Raw genomic sequence first — 16,898 nt, forward strand, 5'->3', positions numbered from 1 at the left:
ACCAACATCGAATGACGCCCGACTACACGCGCGCCGCTGCCGGCTCTTGCGAGACGGACGTGAGTAGTCGCTGACGCGTTAGCCGAGGGGGCCGTGAGCGGATGTTTAGTGGCCACCAGAACCAGCGGCCGAGTAGCGCGGCGATAGATGGGGTCATCAAGGAGCGCACAATCAACGTATCGAACAGCAGACCCAGGCTGATGGTGGTCCCGATCTGGCCTATCACAATCAGATCGCTGACCGCCATGGACGCCATCGTCAAGGCAAACACCAGGCCGGCCGACGTCACTACCTTGCCAGTACCGCCCATCGCCCGGATGATTCCGGTCTTTATCCCGGCCCCGACTTCCTCCTTGAGCCAGGGCTCCGGCGTTGTTGATTAGCAGGCTTGTGAGCTGGGGAATTGTGGATTGAGGAGGTCTAGGCGGCGGTTGGCGGTCAAAGCGGTGATCCGGCAGGCTTCGGCGATGTTGTCGGCGCCGTTGAGGCGGTGCAGATTGATCGCGGTGTTGCGTAGCGTTGCTAGGACCTGTGCGCCGTTTCCGGTATGTGCCCTTTGATGGTCTTCGTCGAAGGTGACGTCGCGTATCCAGTGCAGGCTGTTCTCGATTCCCCAGTGTTGACGCATCCAGGTCATGATCGCGGTAGGGCGGGCGTGCTCGAACGGCAGGCTGCAGATGGCATAGACCACCTCCACGCTGCGCTGGTCGGTGGCGGTGATCAAGCGTTCACGAGTGATCCGGATGATTTGTTTTGCGTAGGGGAAGCCGATTCCTCGTGCAGCGGTGATGATTTGCAGGGTGCGGGTCTCGACACGGCCGTGGCCGCGGGAGTCGTCGGTAGCGGCTGTGGGCACCTCGGCCCAGGGCAGCGCGGTGATACGCGCAAGTATTTTGGCTTGGTTGGACTTGACGATCATCAGGTAGTGCGACTTCAAGGTGGCGCAGATCAACTTCGCGGTGACGACCTGGGTATGCATCGCATCCACGGTGACCAGCCACCGCAAGCTACCCGGCAGCAGCGTGAGCAGGGCACGTACGCAGGGAATTTCATTGCTTTTCTCGGCGACAGCGAGTTGACCGAGCACCAATCGGGCACGGTGGGCGAACACCGACACGAGATGCGTGGCTGTCGCTTTGGCGCGTAAAGCACCACGCAGCATCTTGCCGTCCAACGCGATCGGCACCAATCCACTGGGGTCGCTGCTGGCCACGTGTGCAGTGAAGTAACTGCCCATCCTGGCGTTGAGGTCGGCGGGGTCTAGCCGAGACAAAACAGCGCGGAAGGTCTTCTCACTGGGCCGCCGGAACCGGACCCCTAATTAGGCCAACACATCATCGGGAGCGGTGGCCGCCCTTGCCAGCATAGCCGCGCATCCCCGCGGCAGTGGCCAGAACCGCGATCGCCAACAAAGCCATCAGCGAATACCTCCGACCGCGTGGGTCCCTCGGGTCTGGCACCGAGGCCAACACATCGAGAAACTCCGATCCGATGAGCTCGCTGCGCTCACCAGGACTCCAGCGGTCGAACACCTCTGGAACCGACGACACAGGCAATACTGAAACGGTAGGCACGGGCAACTCCAGACCAACGACGAACAGTAACCAACTCGATCGTTCTCCAGATAGCCCGTGCCTACACTCCGGCCCCAATAGCGCGGCACCAAAGATCATCAACCCAGCTCACAAGCCTGCTAATCAACAACGCCGGAGCCCTGCCCTGATGGCCCCTACAACCTTCTCGGTTGGTCCATGGGGGGCGTGGTCGCCCATGGGATTGCCGTTGAGCTCCGCCGGCGAGGATGCGAGGTCGGCCGGCTCATCGTTCTGGACGCGGCCGGCGAGGTCGATAGCGCCGACAGCGTTGCCGAGCCAGCATCCGAAAGCGATGTCCTGGAGATGATTTTGGTCGCTGCGGGAATCGATATCGCGGCACACCCGCGGCCCCTTACCTATCAGCAGGCAGAAGCACTACTCAACCAACGCACACCGATCGAGTTCTCGCTCCCGCCCAGGCGGATTGTAGAAATCATGCTCGACAACATGAACGCCAATCAATCAATGAGATTGAAGCATGTCCCGGATGTATTTGACGGTGACATGATCGTCTTCTCCGCCAAGCGGGGCAGCGGCGGCCGATCACTCGCAGACAGTTGGCGGCCATACGTTTCCGGCGATATCACGGAATATCCCGTCGATTGCACGCACGAGTCGATGCTGAACATCGAATCACTGCAATTATTCGGAGAGCGGATCGCTATCTACCTGCATTAGTTGAACGGCAATAAGACCGACTCGCCCTGAGACTGGAGGTACGACCAATGAACCGCCGCTATTTGTCGGATGAAGAGATACAAGGCCTGAACCGAGACCTCCGATTACTGGTCACGACAAATGGCACTCTCACCAGGATTCTCAATATCGTCACCGCCGACGAGATCGTCATCCAGAACATCGATCAGGAGATTCTGCCCGACGCGCCGACTCCGCCGGACCGCGCGCAGTTGCCCAAAGGCCGAACTCTGCTGCGCAATGTAGTGCTCCAAGGCAGGCAACCCGGGAGCTCATTCGTAGCCGCAGAGACTTCGATCGTCGTCGATCGAGTCCCGCCCGAGCTCATAGAAAGCCTGATGAACACTGACCGCCCGATTGGCGAGTTGCTGGTGGCGAGTCGCATCGAGTTCTTCAAGGAAGCGCCGGAAGTCTGGATCGGCGAGTTGCCGGAGTGGATCGTGGCTCCGGAATACCGAATCTCACAACATCAAGCCCTCGCCCGCCGATACACGATCATCATCTCGGGTCAACCGGCGATAGTCATCACGGAGCATTTCCTTCCGAGATATTCATCTGCTGTCTCAACAACGACATCGCGATCAACAAGGACATTCGGCCTATATCGGCACCAAGGCCCAAACAGTGACTTGAAGCGGCGGCATCGGCACCAGCCGACTGTAGGAAGTTCCAACTTCTTCACGTGTAGGTCTGCCTTAAGACAAGGGCCTGCATCCCTGCGCCATGCGGGGAAACGAATGTGTTCATAGTGGCGAGTCAGGACGGGGTCATTCGGCATGCGAAATAACAATCTAGCGTGGCTGCTTGCCAACCAAGCATTGGCGTCAGAATGGGCGTCCTCGCCGGCATACTACGCGCCGAACATCGTGACCCACGCCCAAATCCATGAGGGTGCGGCGCGCCTCGGCAACGTATTTGGTTCCCGGGGTCTGTGCACTGGCGACCGTGTCCTGCTGTGCCTCCCGGACTCAACCGATTTGGTGCAGTTACTGCTGGCCTGTCTGGCTCGGGGGATTGTGGCGTTCATTGCGAATCCGGAGCTGCGCCCCGACGACCATGCATTCCAGGAGCAGGACACGCAGCCGGCACTTGTGGTGACCACTGATGCTCTGCGCGACAGGTTTGCGCGGTCCGGCATCGTGGATCCGGGGGAGCTGTGGGCGGAAGCCAACCAGACCAAACCGGCGGCCTACGAGCCGTTGATCGGCGATGCCCTTGCCTACGGCACCTATACGTCCGGTACCACCGGCGCCCCCAAGGCGGCGCTGCATCGGCACGGCGACGTGTGGGCATTCATCGACGCCATGTGTCGCAATGCACTACGGCTCACTCCCGACGACGTCGGGCTAAGCATCGCGCGCATGTATTTTGCCTATGGTCTAGGCAATTCGGTGTGGTTGCCATTGGCCACCGGCAGTTCTGCGGTGATCAGTCGTTCGCCGCTGGGTGCCGAGTCGGTGGCCAACCTCAGCGAGAGGTTCTCGCCATCGGTTCTGTATGGCGTGCCAACCTTTCTTGCGAGAGTTGCCGACACCTGCGCCGCTGATGCGTTCCGGTCGTTGCGCTGTGTGGTCTCCGCAGGCGAGGCACTTGAGCTCGGCCTGGCCCAGCGACTGATGAAGTTCTTTGGCGGTATCCCCCTCCTCGATGGAATAGGCTTCACCGAGGTTGGGCAAACGTTCATCTCGAGCACGGTCGATGAATGGCGCCTCGGGACTCTAGGAAAGGTTCTGCCCCCCTACGAGATACGTGTGGTGGCACCGGATGGCACCACCGCCGCACCCGGGGTTGAGGGAGACCTTTGGGTCCGCGGACCGTCGCTGACCGCCGGCTATTGGAATCGACCTACCTAGCCTCCGTCGATCAGCGATAGCTGGCTCGACACGCGGGACAGGGTGTGCGTCGACGCCCACGGATGGGTAACTTACCGGTGCCGCGCGGACGATATAGAAATCGTCGGCGGCATCAACATCAATCCGCGCGAGATTGAACAGCTCATTCTCGAAGACGACCTGGTGGCCGAGACGGCGGTCGTTTCCGTACGGGAAGCCACCGGCGAATCGTCGCTTCAAGCGTTTCTGGTGCCCGAAAGTGGCGCGTCGATTGGTGAATCGGCGATCAAAGAACTTCATCGGCGGCTGCTTGGCAGCTTGTCGCCGCACAAGGTACCGCATCGATTCGAGATCGTAGAGCGGCTCCCCCGAACCGCGTCCGGCAAACTACAGCGCGGCCAACTCCGCACGCAGCCTGCGGCGCAGCCAGTTTGGGAGCGCCGGTCCACGGTGGGGACGTCCGACTCGGATGGGCAGCGCGATCCCCAAACGCTAACCAACTACAAGGTTGGCCCGAGAGTCGGCCCGGTAACACTTGACGAGCGCCTGGCAGTTCTACAGCAAGAAGGTCACCGCCTGATCGCCGACACAGTCAGCGCAGAGGTGGCCCAGATCCTGGGGGACCCGGCCGCTGAGCGAATAGACCGCGACGTGGCCTTCGCCGAGCTGGGTTTTGACTCGCGCATGACGGTTGAGTTGCGTAATCGGTTGGCGGCGGTGACCGGGTTGCGGCTACCGGAGACGGTCGGGTGGGACTATGGCTCGATTTCTCAGCTGGCAGCGCATTTGGAGACCGAGCTAGCTGGATCGGGTGGCCGGGGGAAGCCGGGTCCTTCGGTGGTTGGTGGGGCGCCGGTGGCGATTGTGGGTGTGGGGTGTCGGTATCCGGGTGGGGTGGAGTCGGCGGGGGGTTTGTGGGATGTGGTGGTGGGGGGTCGGGATGTGATTTCGGGGTTTCCGGTTGATCGGGGTTGGGATGTGGAGGGGGTTTTTGATCCGGATCCTGATGCGTTGGGTAAGACGTATTGCCGGTTGGGTGGGTTTTTGGATGGTGCTGATCGGTTTGATGCTGGGTTTTTTGGGATTGGGCCTAGTGAGGCGTTGGCGATGGATCCCCAGCAGCGGTTGTTGTTGGAGTGTTCTTGGGAGGCGTTGGAGGACGCGGGGATTGATCCGGTGTCGTTGCGGGGTTCGGTGACTGGGGTGTTTACCGGGTTGATGAGTTCTGATTATGGGGCGGGGCGGGTGTCTGGGGATTTGGAGGGTTATGGGTTGACGTCGGCGGCGGCGAGTGTGGCTTCGGGGCGGGTTGCGTATTTGTTGGGGCTAGAAGGTCCGGCGGTGTCGGTGGATACGGCGTGTTCGTCGTCGTTGGTGGCGTTGCATTTGGCGGCGGCGTCGTTGCGGTCGGGGGAGTGTGATGTGGCGTTGGCGGGTGGGGTGACGGTGATGGCCACGCCGGCAACGTTTGTGGGGTTTACTCGGCAGCGGGGATTGGCGGCTGATGGGAGGTGTAAGGCGTTCGCGGGGGCTGCGGATGGGACGGGGTTTTCTGAGGGTGCTGGGGTGGTGGTGCTGACGCGGTTGTCGGAGGCGCGGCGGCGGGGCCTTGCGGTGTTAGGGGTAATCGCGGGATCGGCGGTGAATCAGGATGGTGCTTCTAATGGGTTGACCGCACCCAATGGGCCTGCGCAGCAGCGGGTGATCGAGGCGGCGTTGGCTAACGCGGGGTTGACCGCTGCGGATGTGGATGTGGTGGAGGGCCACGGGACGGGCACCACGTTGGGTGATCCTATTGAGGCGCAGGCGCTGTTAGCGACTTACGGGCAGGCTCGCCCGGCCGATCGGCCGTTGTGGCTGGGTTCGATCAAGTCGAATATGGGCCATACTCAGGCCGCGGCGGGAATCGCTGGGGTGATCAAGATGGTGCAGGCGATGCGCCATGAGCTGATGCCGGCGACGTTGCATGTGGATGTGCCTTCCCCGCATGTGGATTGGTCCTCGGGGGCGGTGTCGTTGTTGACCCAGCCGCGGCCCTGGCCGGCGGTGGATGGCCGGCCGCGTCGGGCGGGGGTGTCGTCATTTGGGATCAGCGGCACCAATGCGCATGTGATCGTGGAACAGGTTTGCCCTGCGGTGGTGGCCGAAGCCGTTGAGGTGTCCCCGGATTCGCTGCCGTGGGTGGTTTCGGGCAAGTCGGAGGCGGCGGTAGCCGCGCAGGCAAAGCGGCTATTTGCTGCCGTGCAAGCCGATGAAGGCCTCGATCGGCTCGATGTGGGCTTCAGCTTGGCACGGCGCACGGCGTTTGAGTATCGGGCCGTGGTCCTGGGCGAGGACCGTCAGCAACTGATATCGGGATTGACCGAACTGGCCGCCGGGCAGCCCGGCCCAACAGTACTCAACGGCCGAGCCGCCACGGTAGGCAAGACCGTCATGGTATTTCCCGGCCAAGGCTCGCAATGGCCGGGAATGGGCCGCGAATTGTTAGCGGCATCGCCGGTGTTCGCGGAGCACATGCGCTTGTGCGCAGAGGCGTTGGGCGAGTTCGTGGATTGGTCGTTGCTCGATGGGGTCAACGGCGTCGCGGGGGCGCCGACGCTGGATCGGGTAGATGTGGTGCAGCCCGTCTTGTGGGCGATGATGGTGTCCTTGGCCCAGTTATGGTGCTCGATGGGCATGGTCCCCGACGCGGTGATTGGGCACTCGCAGGGTGAGATTGCTGCGGCGTGTGTGGCCGGGGCTTTGTCGCTGCGGGATGGCGCGGCTGTGGTGGCCTTGCGTAGTCGGGCGTTGGTAGATCTGGCTGGCACCGGCGGCATGGTGGCTATCGCATGCGGTGTCGAGCGGGTGCGCGAGTTGCTGGCCGACTACGGAGATCGGCTGAGCTTGGCTGCGGTTAATGGTGTTGCGGCGGTGGTGGTTTCCGGCGAAGCCGAAGCTTTGCACGGATTGACGGGGCGTTGTGAGGCCGAGGGCATGAGGGCGCGCCGTGTCGAGGTGGACTATGCGTCGCATTCCGCGCAAGTGGAGTCGATCGGTTCTAGCCTGGTGGAAGCCCTGACCGGGGTGCGGCCGCGTTCGTCAGACATCGAAATTGTCTCGACGGTGACCGGTGCGTCGGTGGATGGCGCTTCGTTGGACGCCGACTACTGGTATCGCAACATTCGGCAGACGGTGCGCTTCGATCGAGCGGTGCGTTACTGCCACGAGCAAGGGTGCCGGACCTTCGTTGAGGCCAGTCCCCATCCGGTGTTGCTGGGCGGTATCGAAGAATCGCTGGCCGAGGGGATCGGGCGGCCCGATTCCGCTGGGGTGATCGTGATTCCGACATTGGGCCGCAATGAAGGCGGCGTAGAGCGGTTTTGGATGTCGCTGAGCCAGGCCTGGGTGGCCGGGGTGGGGGTGGATTGGTCGGCGGTGTTTGCGGGCTCGGGTGGTCGGCAGGTGGGGTTGCCGACGTATGCGTTCGCGCGGCGGCGGTTTTGGCTGGACGGCTCGGCCAGCGCTGCCGATGTGGGCGAGGCGGGGCTGGTAGCGGCTGGGCATGCGTTGTTGGGTGCGGTCGTTGAGTAGCCCGATACCGGTGCCGTGGTGCTGACCGGACGGTTGTCGTTGGCGCGTCAGCCATGGCTGGCCGATCACCTGGTCGGCGGCGCGGTGCTGTTCCCCGGCACCGGATTCGTGGAACTGGCCATTCGTGCCGGTGATGAAGTCGGATGCGGTGTGGTCGAGGAGTTGACGCTGGCGACGCCGTTGGTACTCAATGCCGGCACCGCGGTACAGGTGCAGGTGGTGGTGGGTAGTGCCGGGCAGTCGGGGCAGCGGTTGGTGTCGATGTACTCCCGCGCGGACCAACCCGATCAGCATTGGGTGTTGCATGCGCAAGGCAGTGTGGCACCCGCAGCGGTGCAGCCGGACCCGGCCGCCTCGGCGGAGCTGTCGACCTGGCCCCCGGCCGGTGCAGAGGCGGTCGATATCGGTGGCCTCTATGAACGGCTGGCGCGACGCGGCTATGGGTATGGCCCCGCCTTTCAGGGACTGCGCGCGGTCTGGCGGCGCGGCCGCGACGTCTTCGCCGAAGTCGGCCTGCCCAACGACGAGGGCCTGGACCTGACCGACGTCGGGATCCACCCAGCACTGCTGGATGCGGCATTGCACGCATGGCTGTGTGTGGGTGGCTTCGGTGGCGACGGCGAGGCGACGGTGCTGCCATTTTCCTGGCAGCACTTGTCATTGCACGGCTCGGGCGCTTCGCGGCTGCGAGTTCGCATCGCGCCGGCTGGACCGAGCGCGGTATCGGTGGAGTTGGCCGATGGTGCGGGTCTTCCGGTCCTATCGGTGGGTTCGCTAACTACCCGCCCGGTTGGCGCCGCGCAGCTACGGGCCGCGATGTCAGCGGGAGGCGATGGCACCGGCCGGGAGCTGTTGGATGTGGTGTGGACGCCGATCACGTTCGAGCGCGACAGCGTTCAGCGCGAAGGCGAACGCCGGGTGGTCTCCTGGGATGACTTCCTTGCCGGGCGTTGTGCGGCTGTGCGGGACCTTGACCGGGACGTTGCGGTTGTGTGGCAGTGGGAGTCCGGCGGCGCTGAGTCGGTGGTGAACACGGTGTATGCGGCCACCCACCGAGTCCTAGAGGTACTGCAGCGCTGGTTGGCTGACGACCTGCCCGCCGTGTTGGTGGTGTGTACGCGGGGGGCGATGGGGCTCGCCGGCGAAGCCATCACTGACCTGGCCGGGGCCGCGGTGTGGGGGTTGGTGCGGTCGGCCCAGACCGAACACCCGGGTCGCATTGTGCTGATCGACACCGACACATCGATGGCCCTGCCCACAGTCATCGGCGTAGGGGAACCGCAGTTGGTGGTGCGCGCGGGTGATGTGTACGCCACCCGGCTTGCCCGAGGCAGGGCGGCGCTGCGCACACCGGACGCGGGCCAAGGGTGGCAGCTGGCCGCCACCGGCGGGGGCACCTTTGATGACGTCGTGTTGGAGCCGTGCCCGCGGTCGGATGAACCACTGGCGGTGGGCCAGGTGCGGGTCGCATTGGCTGCGCTTGGGGTCAACTTCCGGGACGTGCTGGTGGTGTTGGGGCTGTATCCCGGCAATAAGCCCACCCTCAGCGGCGAGGGCGCCGGGGTGGTGGTCGAGGTCGGCCCGGGAGTCAGCGGGCTGGAACCCGGTGATCGCGTCCTGGGACTGATGAGCGGCCGTTCGGAGTGTGTGGTTGATCAGCGGCTGTTGGTTCCGATACCGGCAGGGTGGTCGTTTGCTGAGGCGGCCAGCGTGCCGATCGTGTTCCTGACGGCCTTTTACGGGTTGTCGGATCTGGCGGGGCTTCGTCGTGGAGAGTCGGTGTTGGTCCATGCGGCCACCGGCGGGGTGGGCATGGCAGCGATTCAACTGGCGCGGCTATGGGGGGCGCGGGTCTTTGTGACTGCCAGCCGCGGCAAGTGGGACACGTAGCGCGCGATGGGTTTTGACGATGATCAAATCGCGGACTCCCGCACGTTGGAGTTTGAGGAGAAGTTCTCGGCGGCTACCGGCGGCCGTGGAATCGATGTTGTGCTGAACGCGCTTGCGGGAGAGTTCACCGATGCCTCGCTGCGGTTGCTGGCCGACGGGGGGCGCTTCATCGAGATGGGTAAGACCGATATCCGTGACGGCCAGGAGGTTGCTCAAGAACATCCTGGCGTCAGCTATCGGGCATTCGACCTGGCTAACGAGGTTGCGCCGCAACGCCTGGGGCAGATGCTGGCCGAATTGATGACGCTGTTTGCGGCCGGGAAGCTGCATCGGCTGCCGGTCAAGAGCTGGGATGTGCGGTGCGCTCCGCAGGCCTATCAGTTCGTCAGTCAGGCCCGTCGTATCGGCAAAGTGGTCCTCTCCACACCAACGGAACTGCGCGATGCGCTGGCGGCAGGCACGGTATTGATCACTGGCGGCACCGGGCTGGTCGGCTCGGTGTTGGCTCGCCATTTGGTCAGTGCCTACGGCGTGCGGAATCTGGTGCTGGTCAGCCGCATGGGCGAACAGGGCGCGGGTGTGGCCGAGCTGGTGGATGAGCTCTCCGAAGCTGGCGCCCGTGTGCTGGTGGCCGCTTGCGACGTGGCCGATCAGAGTGCGGTGGAGAAATTGATAGTCGGCTGGGGCCGGGAGTATCCGGCGCTAACTGGGGTCATTCATGCGGCCGGGGTGCTCGATGATGCGGTAATCACCTCGATGACACCGGATCAAGTCGATTCGGTGCTGCGGGCCAAGGTCGACGGGGCGTGGAATCTACACCACGCGACTCGTGGTCTAGGGCTGTCGATGTTCGTGTTGTGCTCCTCGATTGCGGGCGTGGTTGGGGCTCCCGGTCAGGGGAACTACGCCGCGGCCAACGCGTTTTTGGATGCGCTCGTCACAGACCGGCGCGCACACGGCTTGGCGGGCGTGTCGTTGGGGTGGGGGTTATGGGAGCAGGCGAGCGGCATGACCAAACATCTGCGCGGCAGCGATGTGAGTCGGCTCAGTCGCGGCGGGTTCGCGGCGATATCCGCCCAGCAGGCGCTCGATCTATTCGACGCCGCGCTGATTGTGGATCAACCCACGGTACTGGCCGCCCGTCTCGATCGCAGAGCGTTGGAAAACCCGGCGCTCAATGCCGACTTGCCGACCCTGTTTAGCGACTTGATTACTCGGCCCATGCGGCGCAACGTCGATAACGACGGCACGCCAACGGAATTGGCGCTCGTCAACCGCTTGAACATGATGACCCAGGATGAGCAGCACGACCTGCTGACCGAAGTTGTGTGTGCCCAAGCGGTGATGGTGCTGGGCCGGCTCAACGCCGCCGACATCGACCCAAACGCTACCTTCAGCGACCTCGGGTTCGACTCGCTGACAGCTATCGAGCTTCGCAACAGGCTCAAAACCGTTACCGGGCTGACTTTGCCGCCCACTTTGATCTTCGATCACCGAGCCCCGAGCGCGCTCGCCCAACACCTCGGCCAACAGTTGTGCGCCACCCATCAGCACGAATCTCACAACGCCATGGCGCCCGCCGATTCTGAGGACGAAAAGCTGCGGTCCGTGCTCAATACGATCTCGGTTGCCGATCTGCGAGATGCCGGCCTGCTGGACAAACTGCTACGCCTGCGGAAAGACCCCGATCCAAATCTCCGGGTGGACCGGGTGGACAACGTAGGAACCAAGCAGCAGGAACTCGAAGGCATGATCAACTCACTAAGCCCCGAAGAATTGGTAGCGATGGCGCTCGCCGAGCCCTCCGGCGGCAATCGCATGGATAGTGGCGGTTAGCCCGCGGGCCCGATGCGATGCAACAACTGGGTCCGAAGTGCGCTCGCGGTCAGCTGTCGCAGCCGGATAGGGCGTGGCTCGATGCGGCGCGTTCGTCAAGGTGCCAGCCGAGCACCGACCGGCCTAGCGCGCTCAAACTCAGCGGGTCACAGTTGTCAGCCACCGGCGCTTGGGCAATAGGCCAGTCGACCCAAATATTTCTCCCGCCACGTTTCCAAGTTTTCGCTGTGGTCAACGTCATCGGGGTGCAACCCCGGCTTGAAATACATGTTTGCGTTGGGGGCGTTGCCTTCAAAAGAATGGGATACGGGGCAGCATGATCGTGCGGCGCAGCGTTTTGATGGGATGGAGCCAGGCCCACGAAGCGCCGCCGAGCCATACACTTGCCGCGTGAACATCAGCAAGGCCATCGTCGGCGTAGCGACAGCACCTATCCGGGCCGGCGTCGCGGTGGCCGACGCAGGACTCAGCGTTGCGGCCGTCGCGCTCGGGGCTGTGAAGCAATCCTTGGGTGAGGAAAGCCCGAAGACGGTAGACCCGATCACCGACCTATTTCCGCTGCGCGGCGCAATCGTGGGTGCCAACCGGGTTGCCGAGTTGACCGAAAACGACAGGGCGATGGGGCGCGCTCTGGTCCGGGGCGGGGCGGCGGACAAGCTGATGCGTCCGGGTGGGATTGTTGACCTGTTGACCGCACCCGGGGGTTTACTCGATCGGGTATCCGCTGCAGACAGTTCCTCGCTAGAGCGGATCCTGGCGCCCGGGGGGCTCGCTGATCGGCTGCTCGCTGAGGACGGCCCGCTGGAGCGGATGTTCGCCGCGGACGGCATTATCGAGCGGATGTTCGCCGAGGACGGCGTCATCGACAAGCTGCTGGTCAAAAACGGGCCGCTCGAGCAATTCACCGAAGCCGCCGAAATCCTGAGCCAGCTCGCGCCCGCCGTGGACAAGTTGACGCCCACCACCGACACCCTCGAGTCCGCTGTCGTCACCCTCAACAAGATGGTCAACTCGCTCAGCGGCATCACCGATCGCATTCCGCGGCGGCGGTCGACGCGGCCGGCGGTGCGCGCCAAGCGCACCACGGACCAAGCTGGCGTCGATGAGTGAGTCGACCGGCGCACCGGCACACCCGCGCTAAGCCATGGTGTCCGCCTGGCGAGCCCGTAGGTGATGGCGGTGGGGGAGTGCACCACGCTGATTGCCTGGGAGGCCTGGCGTTTCCGGCGCGGTGACGGCGTGGCGATCTCGCGGCGTCAACGGGCCCGTTTGCAGACGCTGGTTCGGCATGCGCGAACGGCGTCCCCGTACTATCGCCGCCTGTACCGGGACATTCCTTCGGGGCAGGTCCCGCTGGCGTCACTGCCCGTCGTGTCCAAGCGCGACCTCATGGCGCATTTCGACGACTGGGTGACCGACCCGGACATCACCATCGAGTCCCTGCGGCGCGACTTCTTGTCCGACCACTCGCTGCTGGGGGCCCGCTATCTGGGCCGTTACCACGTCGCGACTACATCGGGAACGAGCGGAGAGCCGGCCATCCTGATTCACGATGACGCGTCGTGGGCGGTGTTCCAGTTCGTGGGCCGCCGGGGCGAATCGCGGTTCATCGCTCGACGAGAGCTGCTGTCGGGGGTGCTGCGGCGCGGTCTGCGTGCGGCGGCGCTGTTCGTCGCCGACGGGCACATCGGTGCCTCGGCCGCGTTGGCCGCTGCGCGACGCCGCAGCGCCTTTCTGGCCAGCCGCGCACGGGTCTTCTCGGTGCTGCGACCGGTGCCGGATCTGGTGCGGGAAATCAACGAGTTTCAGCCAACGATCGTGGAGGGCTACCCGAGCGCGTTGGCGCTGCTGGCCGGCGAACAACGCGCTGGCCGGCTAGCGATTGAGCCCCTGCTGGCGATCACCGCAGGCGAACAGCTGACGCCCGCGCTGCGCGCCGACATCGAGTCAGCGTTCGGCTGCCCGATCCAAAACCGTTATGCCTCAGCCGAACTCCCCGGCTTGTCGATGGAATGTCGGTACGGGTCATTGCATGTCAACACCGACTGGTATCTATTCGAGCCGGTCGATGAGAACTACCAACCCGTGGCAGCGGGGGCTGTCTCCCACACCGTTTTGGTCACCAACCTGGCCAATCGGGTGCAGCCGCTCATCCGCTATGACCTGGGTGACCGGGTGAAACTGACCGGCACCCCGTGCGCGTGCGGCAAACGGCTGCCGGCCACCACGGTAGAAGGGCGCGCCGCCGATCTGCTCTTATTCGAGGCGCCCGATGGGACCGCGATCACGGTGTTGCCGCTGGCCCTGGTGACCGTAATCGAAGAAACCCCGGGTGTGCACCGGTGCCAGGCCATCCGCACCGGTCCACGGGCCCTGACGGTGCGGCTGGAGATGTCACCCGACACGGACCCGGGCCAGGTGTGGCGTGCGGTCGACGAGCGGTTGCACGCGTATTTCGCCGCGCAGCAAACCGCACCCGTTGCGGTGGAACACGCGGTCGAACCGCCCGCCGTCGACCCGCGCAGCGGCAAGTTCCGCCAGGTATGGTCAGCGCACTGATCGTCACCACCATCGCGAGTTCTTTTCGAACGCAACATGTTTGCGGTCATGCCCGGCAGGTGAAGGCAACGGCGACGCTGGGTCAACAGGGCTACGCCGCTTCGTCACGACAGATGGCCCCGGTCGATTTCCCGCTGAATCTGCTCTTCGGTTATCGGTCGCATGCCCAGGAAAACGCCGAGGCCATGAAAGACGAGGCCGATCCCCCAGCCCAGCGCGGGCCATATCGGCCAGAAGTACCCGCCGGAGGTAAATAACCAGATCGCGATCAGCGCCGCGTTGCCGAGGATGTAAGCGCCCAGGTGCCACCAGAAACTGCGCTTCGCATGGATGCGGGCTAGCGCCTGGCGTCGCTGTTCATCGGTCATATCGCCTCGTTCGAGCCGGCAATCTCCAATGTCCTCGAGCATACGGGCAGGCTCGACGGAAACGTAGTGCCTTGCTCGAGGTCGGGGCCCCTTTGCCGGCAGTGACGTAGCCGGTGCGCGCACCGGCTGGTCGGCTGTGGCCCGAAAACGCTTGCCCGGGTGAGTGGTCCAGATGCCCTACCGCGTGGGGTCCACCGCGGCCGCGGTCAGCTGAAGCGAACGTTCAGAGTCGCGAGGCCGAAGATCTTGCGGCCACCGGACTTTGCGGCGACGATGACGACGCCGGTGCGGGTCGCCGGGTCCAGCGACTTGATCCGGCCGCTGTATTCGATGTCCGCGCCTTCGGCGGCGGACACGATGGCGGGCTGGGACAGCCGCACCGCATAGCGGGTAACCGCGCCCGGGTCCCCCGACCATGCGGAGAGGAATCCGGCACCCAAACCCATGGTCAGCATCCCGTGGGCGATCACATCGGGCAGCCCCGCCAGCTTGGCGATGTTTTCGTCCCAGTGGATCGGGTTGGCGTCGCCGGCGACGCCGGAGTAGTTGACCAGGTCGCCGCGGGACAGTCGCGCGTGGCGGACCGGCAGCTCGTCGCCCACCTGCACGTCATCGAAGGACGGCGTACCCGGCGTCCGGGTCGTGCCACCGTCGGCGATGCGAATCTCGCCCTCGGGGCGCACCGTCTTCTGATACGCGGCATCGGCTGCGGCGATCTCGAGGATGTTCACGTCGTGCCTGATCGTGTTCTGCACGGCCGACTTGATCGCCGGATCGACATCCTCGGCGGTGATGCCGACGACGGTGGTGTGCAAGGTGTGCACCCGTTCGCCGGCGGTGTCGGTGAAGGTGTTGGTCACGGTGATGAGGTCTCGGCCGGCAATCCTGCGTACCGAGGACAGTTCGACATCCACGTGCAGTTCGTCATCGGCCACGATCGGGCGGTGCTGCTCGAAGACTTCTTCGGTCTGCATGTAGGTGTCGTAGCCGACGACCACCGACTCGAACAGGTAGCGATTGGCGGCCATGGCCGGTATCGACGTGAAGGTCAGCGGCGTCACCAGACCGGAGTAGCCCAGCTTTTCGGCGGCGGCCATATCCCAGTGCGCAGGGTGGTAGTCCTGCACGGCGCGGGCATATTCGCGCACTTTCTCGCGGCCGACCCGGTAGGTTTCGTCCAGCCGGTAGTAGTGGCCGACCCGCGATTCCATCGCCGACGCTTCTGCTGCTGCGGTCATGAATTTGCTCAACTTTTCTATCGGCTTGTTCGGTGTGGCCGACCAGAGCACAGTAACGCGCCAAAGCCGCGTTAATAGACACCGATGGCGTTTGCCTGGCTGCTGTGGCCGACGGCGGGGGTGTGCCGATGACCGGCCTGATCAGCCCGCCACGCCGTCCATGTGGTCCACCCCGGCGGCGCCATCGAGAATTTCTGTTCCGTCCGCGCTGCGGTCCCTAATTGGCGTTTGTCGAATTGTGGCACTATTTTGCTGGGGTGATGTCCTCAGCTTTTGGCGCACTCGCACGCCGGATCGCCCCCTTCCTGGCCGTTTCGGCCGCCGCATACCTGGCGTTTTTTGCCGCCCCGGCGCCGGTCGTTCCGGCCCCGCCGATGACCCTGGTCGACGGGGCAAACCCGCTGGCCGGGCAGCCTTTCTACGTCGATCCCGGCTCGGCCGCAATGGTCGCGGCGCGCAACGCCAACCCGCCGAGTCCTGAGCTGAACGCCATCGCCAACACCCCACAGTCCTACTGGCTCGACCAAGCGTTCCCGGCCTCCACCGTCGGCGGCACGGTTGCCAGGCAGACCGGTGCCGCGCAGGCCGCCGGCGCCATGCCGATTCTGACGCTCTACGGGATCCCGCATCGTGACTGCGGAAGCTACGCATCGGGTGGGTTCGCGACGGGTGCCGACTACCGCGCATGGATCGACGCCATCTCGTCGGGCCTGGGCTCGGCGCCCGCGGCGATCATCGTCGAACCCGATGCGCTGGCCATGGCCGACTGCCTTTCGGCCGACCAGCGCCAGGAACGCTTCGACTTGGTGCGCTACGCCGTCAACACGCTGACCCGTGATCCGGCCGCTGCCGTCTACGTCGATGGCGGGCATTCGCGCTGGGTGAGCGCCGAGGAGATGGCTGCCCGGCTCAACCAGGTCGATGTGGGCCACGCGCGGGGTTTCAGCCTCAACATCTCGAACTTCTACACCACCGATGAGGAAATCGGCTACGGCGAGGCGATATCGGGGATGACGAACGGTTCGCACTACGTGATCGACACGGGCCGAAATGGTGTCGGCCCGGCCCCGGAGTCCCCGCTCAACTGGTGCAACCCTGACGGCCGCGCCCTGGGCGTGGCGCCTACCACCGCCACCGCCGGCGCGCATGCCGACGCGTACTTGTGGATCAAGCGTCCGGGTGAGTCCGACGGGTCATGCGGCCGCGGTGAGCCTCAGGCGGGTCACTTCGTCAGCCAGTACGCCATCGACCTGGCCCACAACGCGGGCCAGTAGCGGTCTCACGTACCGGCCCATGCCGGGCCGGCCGGTC

7 protein-coding genes and 3 pseudogenes are annotated in these 16,898 nt (G+C 64.4%); 6 read left to right on the forward strand and 4 right to left on the reverse strand.

The window, feature by feature from the left end; all coding sequences use genetic code 11:
• Positions 1-22: 22 nt before the first annotated feature.
• Positions 23-355 (reverse strand): annotated as a pseudogene (locus CKW46_RS02765) (MMPL family transporter); the annotation flags it as partial.
• 24 nt (positions 356-379) lie between these two features.
• Positions 380-1,574 (reverse strand): annotated as a pseudogene (locus tag CKW46_RS02770) (ISAs1-like element IS2404/ISMul1 family transposase).
• Between the two features lie 177 nt (positions 1,575-1,751).
• On the opposite strand from CKW46_RS02770, the gene CKW46_RS02775 reads away from it, so the two are divergent.
• From CKW46_RS02775 to CKW46_RS02795, 5 genes and pseudogenes are all read left to right on the forward strand, one after another.
• Entirely contained in the window at positions 1,752-2,273 is a 522-nt protein-coding gene (locus CKW46_RS02775) for a thioesterase domain-containing protein (protein WP_482052772.1), read from the forward strand.
• Positions 2,274-2,320: 47 nt separating this feature from the next.
• Positions 2,321-3,040 carry a chorismate--pyruvate lyase family protein gene (locus CKW46_RS02780; RefSeq protein WP_252872241.1) on the forward strand — a complete coding sequence of 240 codons (720 nt, stop codon included), beginning with the start codon at positions 2,321-2,323 and terminating at the stop codon, positions 3,038-3,040.
• Between the two features lie 27 nt (positions 3,041-3,067).
• Positions 3,068-11,422 (forward strand): annotated as a pseudogene (locus CKW46_RS02785) (SDR family NAD(P)-dependent oxidoreductase).
• 267 nt (positions 11,423-11,689) lie between these two features.
• Entirely contained in the window at positions 11,690-12,532 is an 843-nt protein-coding gene (locus CKW46_RS02790; protein WP_482052773.1) for a hypothetical protein, read from the forward strand.
• 63 nt (positions 12,533-12,595) lie between these two features.
• Positions 12,596-13,981, forward strand: coding sequence for a phenylacetate--CoA ligase family protein (locus tag CKW46_RS02795; RefSeq protein ID WP_482052774.1), 1,386 nt, complete (start codon positions 12,596-12,598; stop codon positions 13,979-13,981).
• A gap of 104 nt (positions 13,982-14,085) precedes the next feature.
• Here the strand turns inward: CKW46_RS02795 and CKW46_RS02800 are convergent, their stop codons facing one another.
• Both CKW46_RS02800 and CKW46_RS02805 read right to left on the reverse strand, forming a co-directional pair.
• Positions 14,086-14,391: a 2TM domain-containing protein gene (locus tag CKW46_RS02800; protein WP_499018740.1), complete on the reverse strand. Its 306-nt coding sequence runs from the start codon at positions 14,389-14,391 to the stop codon at positions 14,086-14,088.
• Positions 14,392-14,555: 164 nt separating this feature from the next.
• Entirely contained in the window at positions 14,556-15,587 is a 1,032-nt protein-coding gene (locus CKW46_RS02805) for a fused (3R)-hydroxyacyl-ACP dehydratase subunits HadA/HadB (RefSeq protein ID WP_041299850.1), read from the reverse strand.
• A 260-nt stretch (positions 15,588-15,847) separates the two neighbouring features.
• On the opposite strand from CKW46_RS02805, the gene CKW46_RS02810 reads away from it, so the two are divergent.
• On the forward strand, positions 15,848-16,861 hold the full coding sequence (locus tag CKW46_RS02810) for a glycoside hydrolase family 6 protein (protein WP_015353949.1): 1,014 nt from the start codon (positions 15,848-15,850) through the stop codon (positions 16,859-16,861).
• Positions 16,862-16,898: the final 37 nt, after the last annotated feature.

Origin of the sequence: Mycobacterium liflandii, from assembly GCF_022354805.1 — a bacterium.
GTDB lineage: Bacteria > Actinomycetota > Actinomycetes > Mycobacteriales > Mycobacteriaceae > Mycobacterium > Mycobacterium marinum.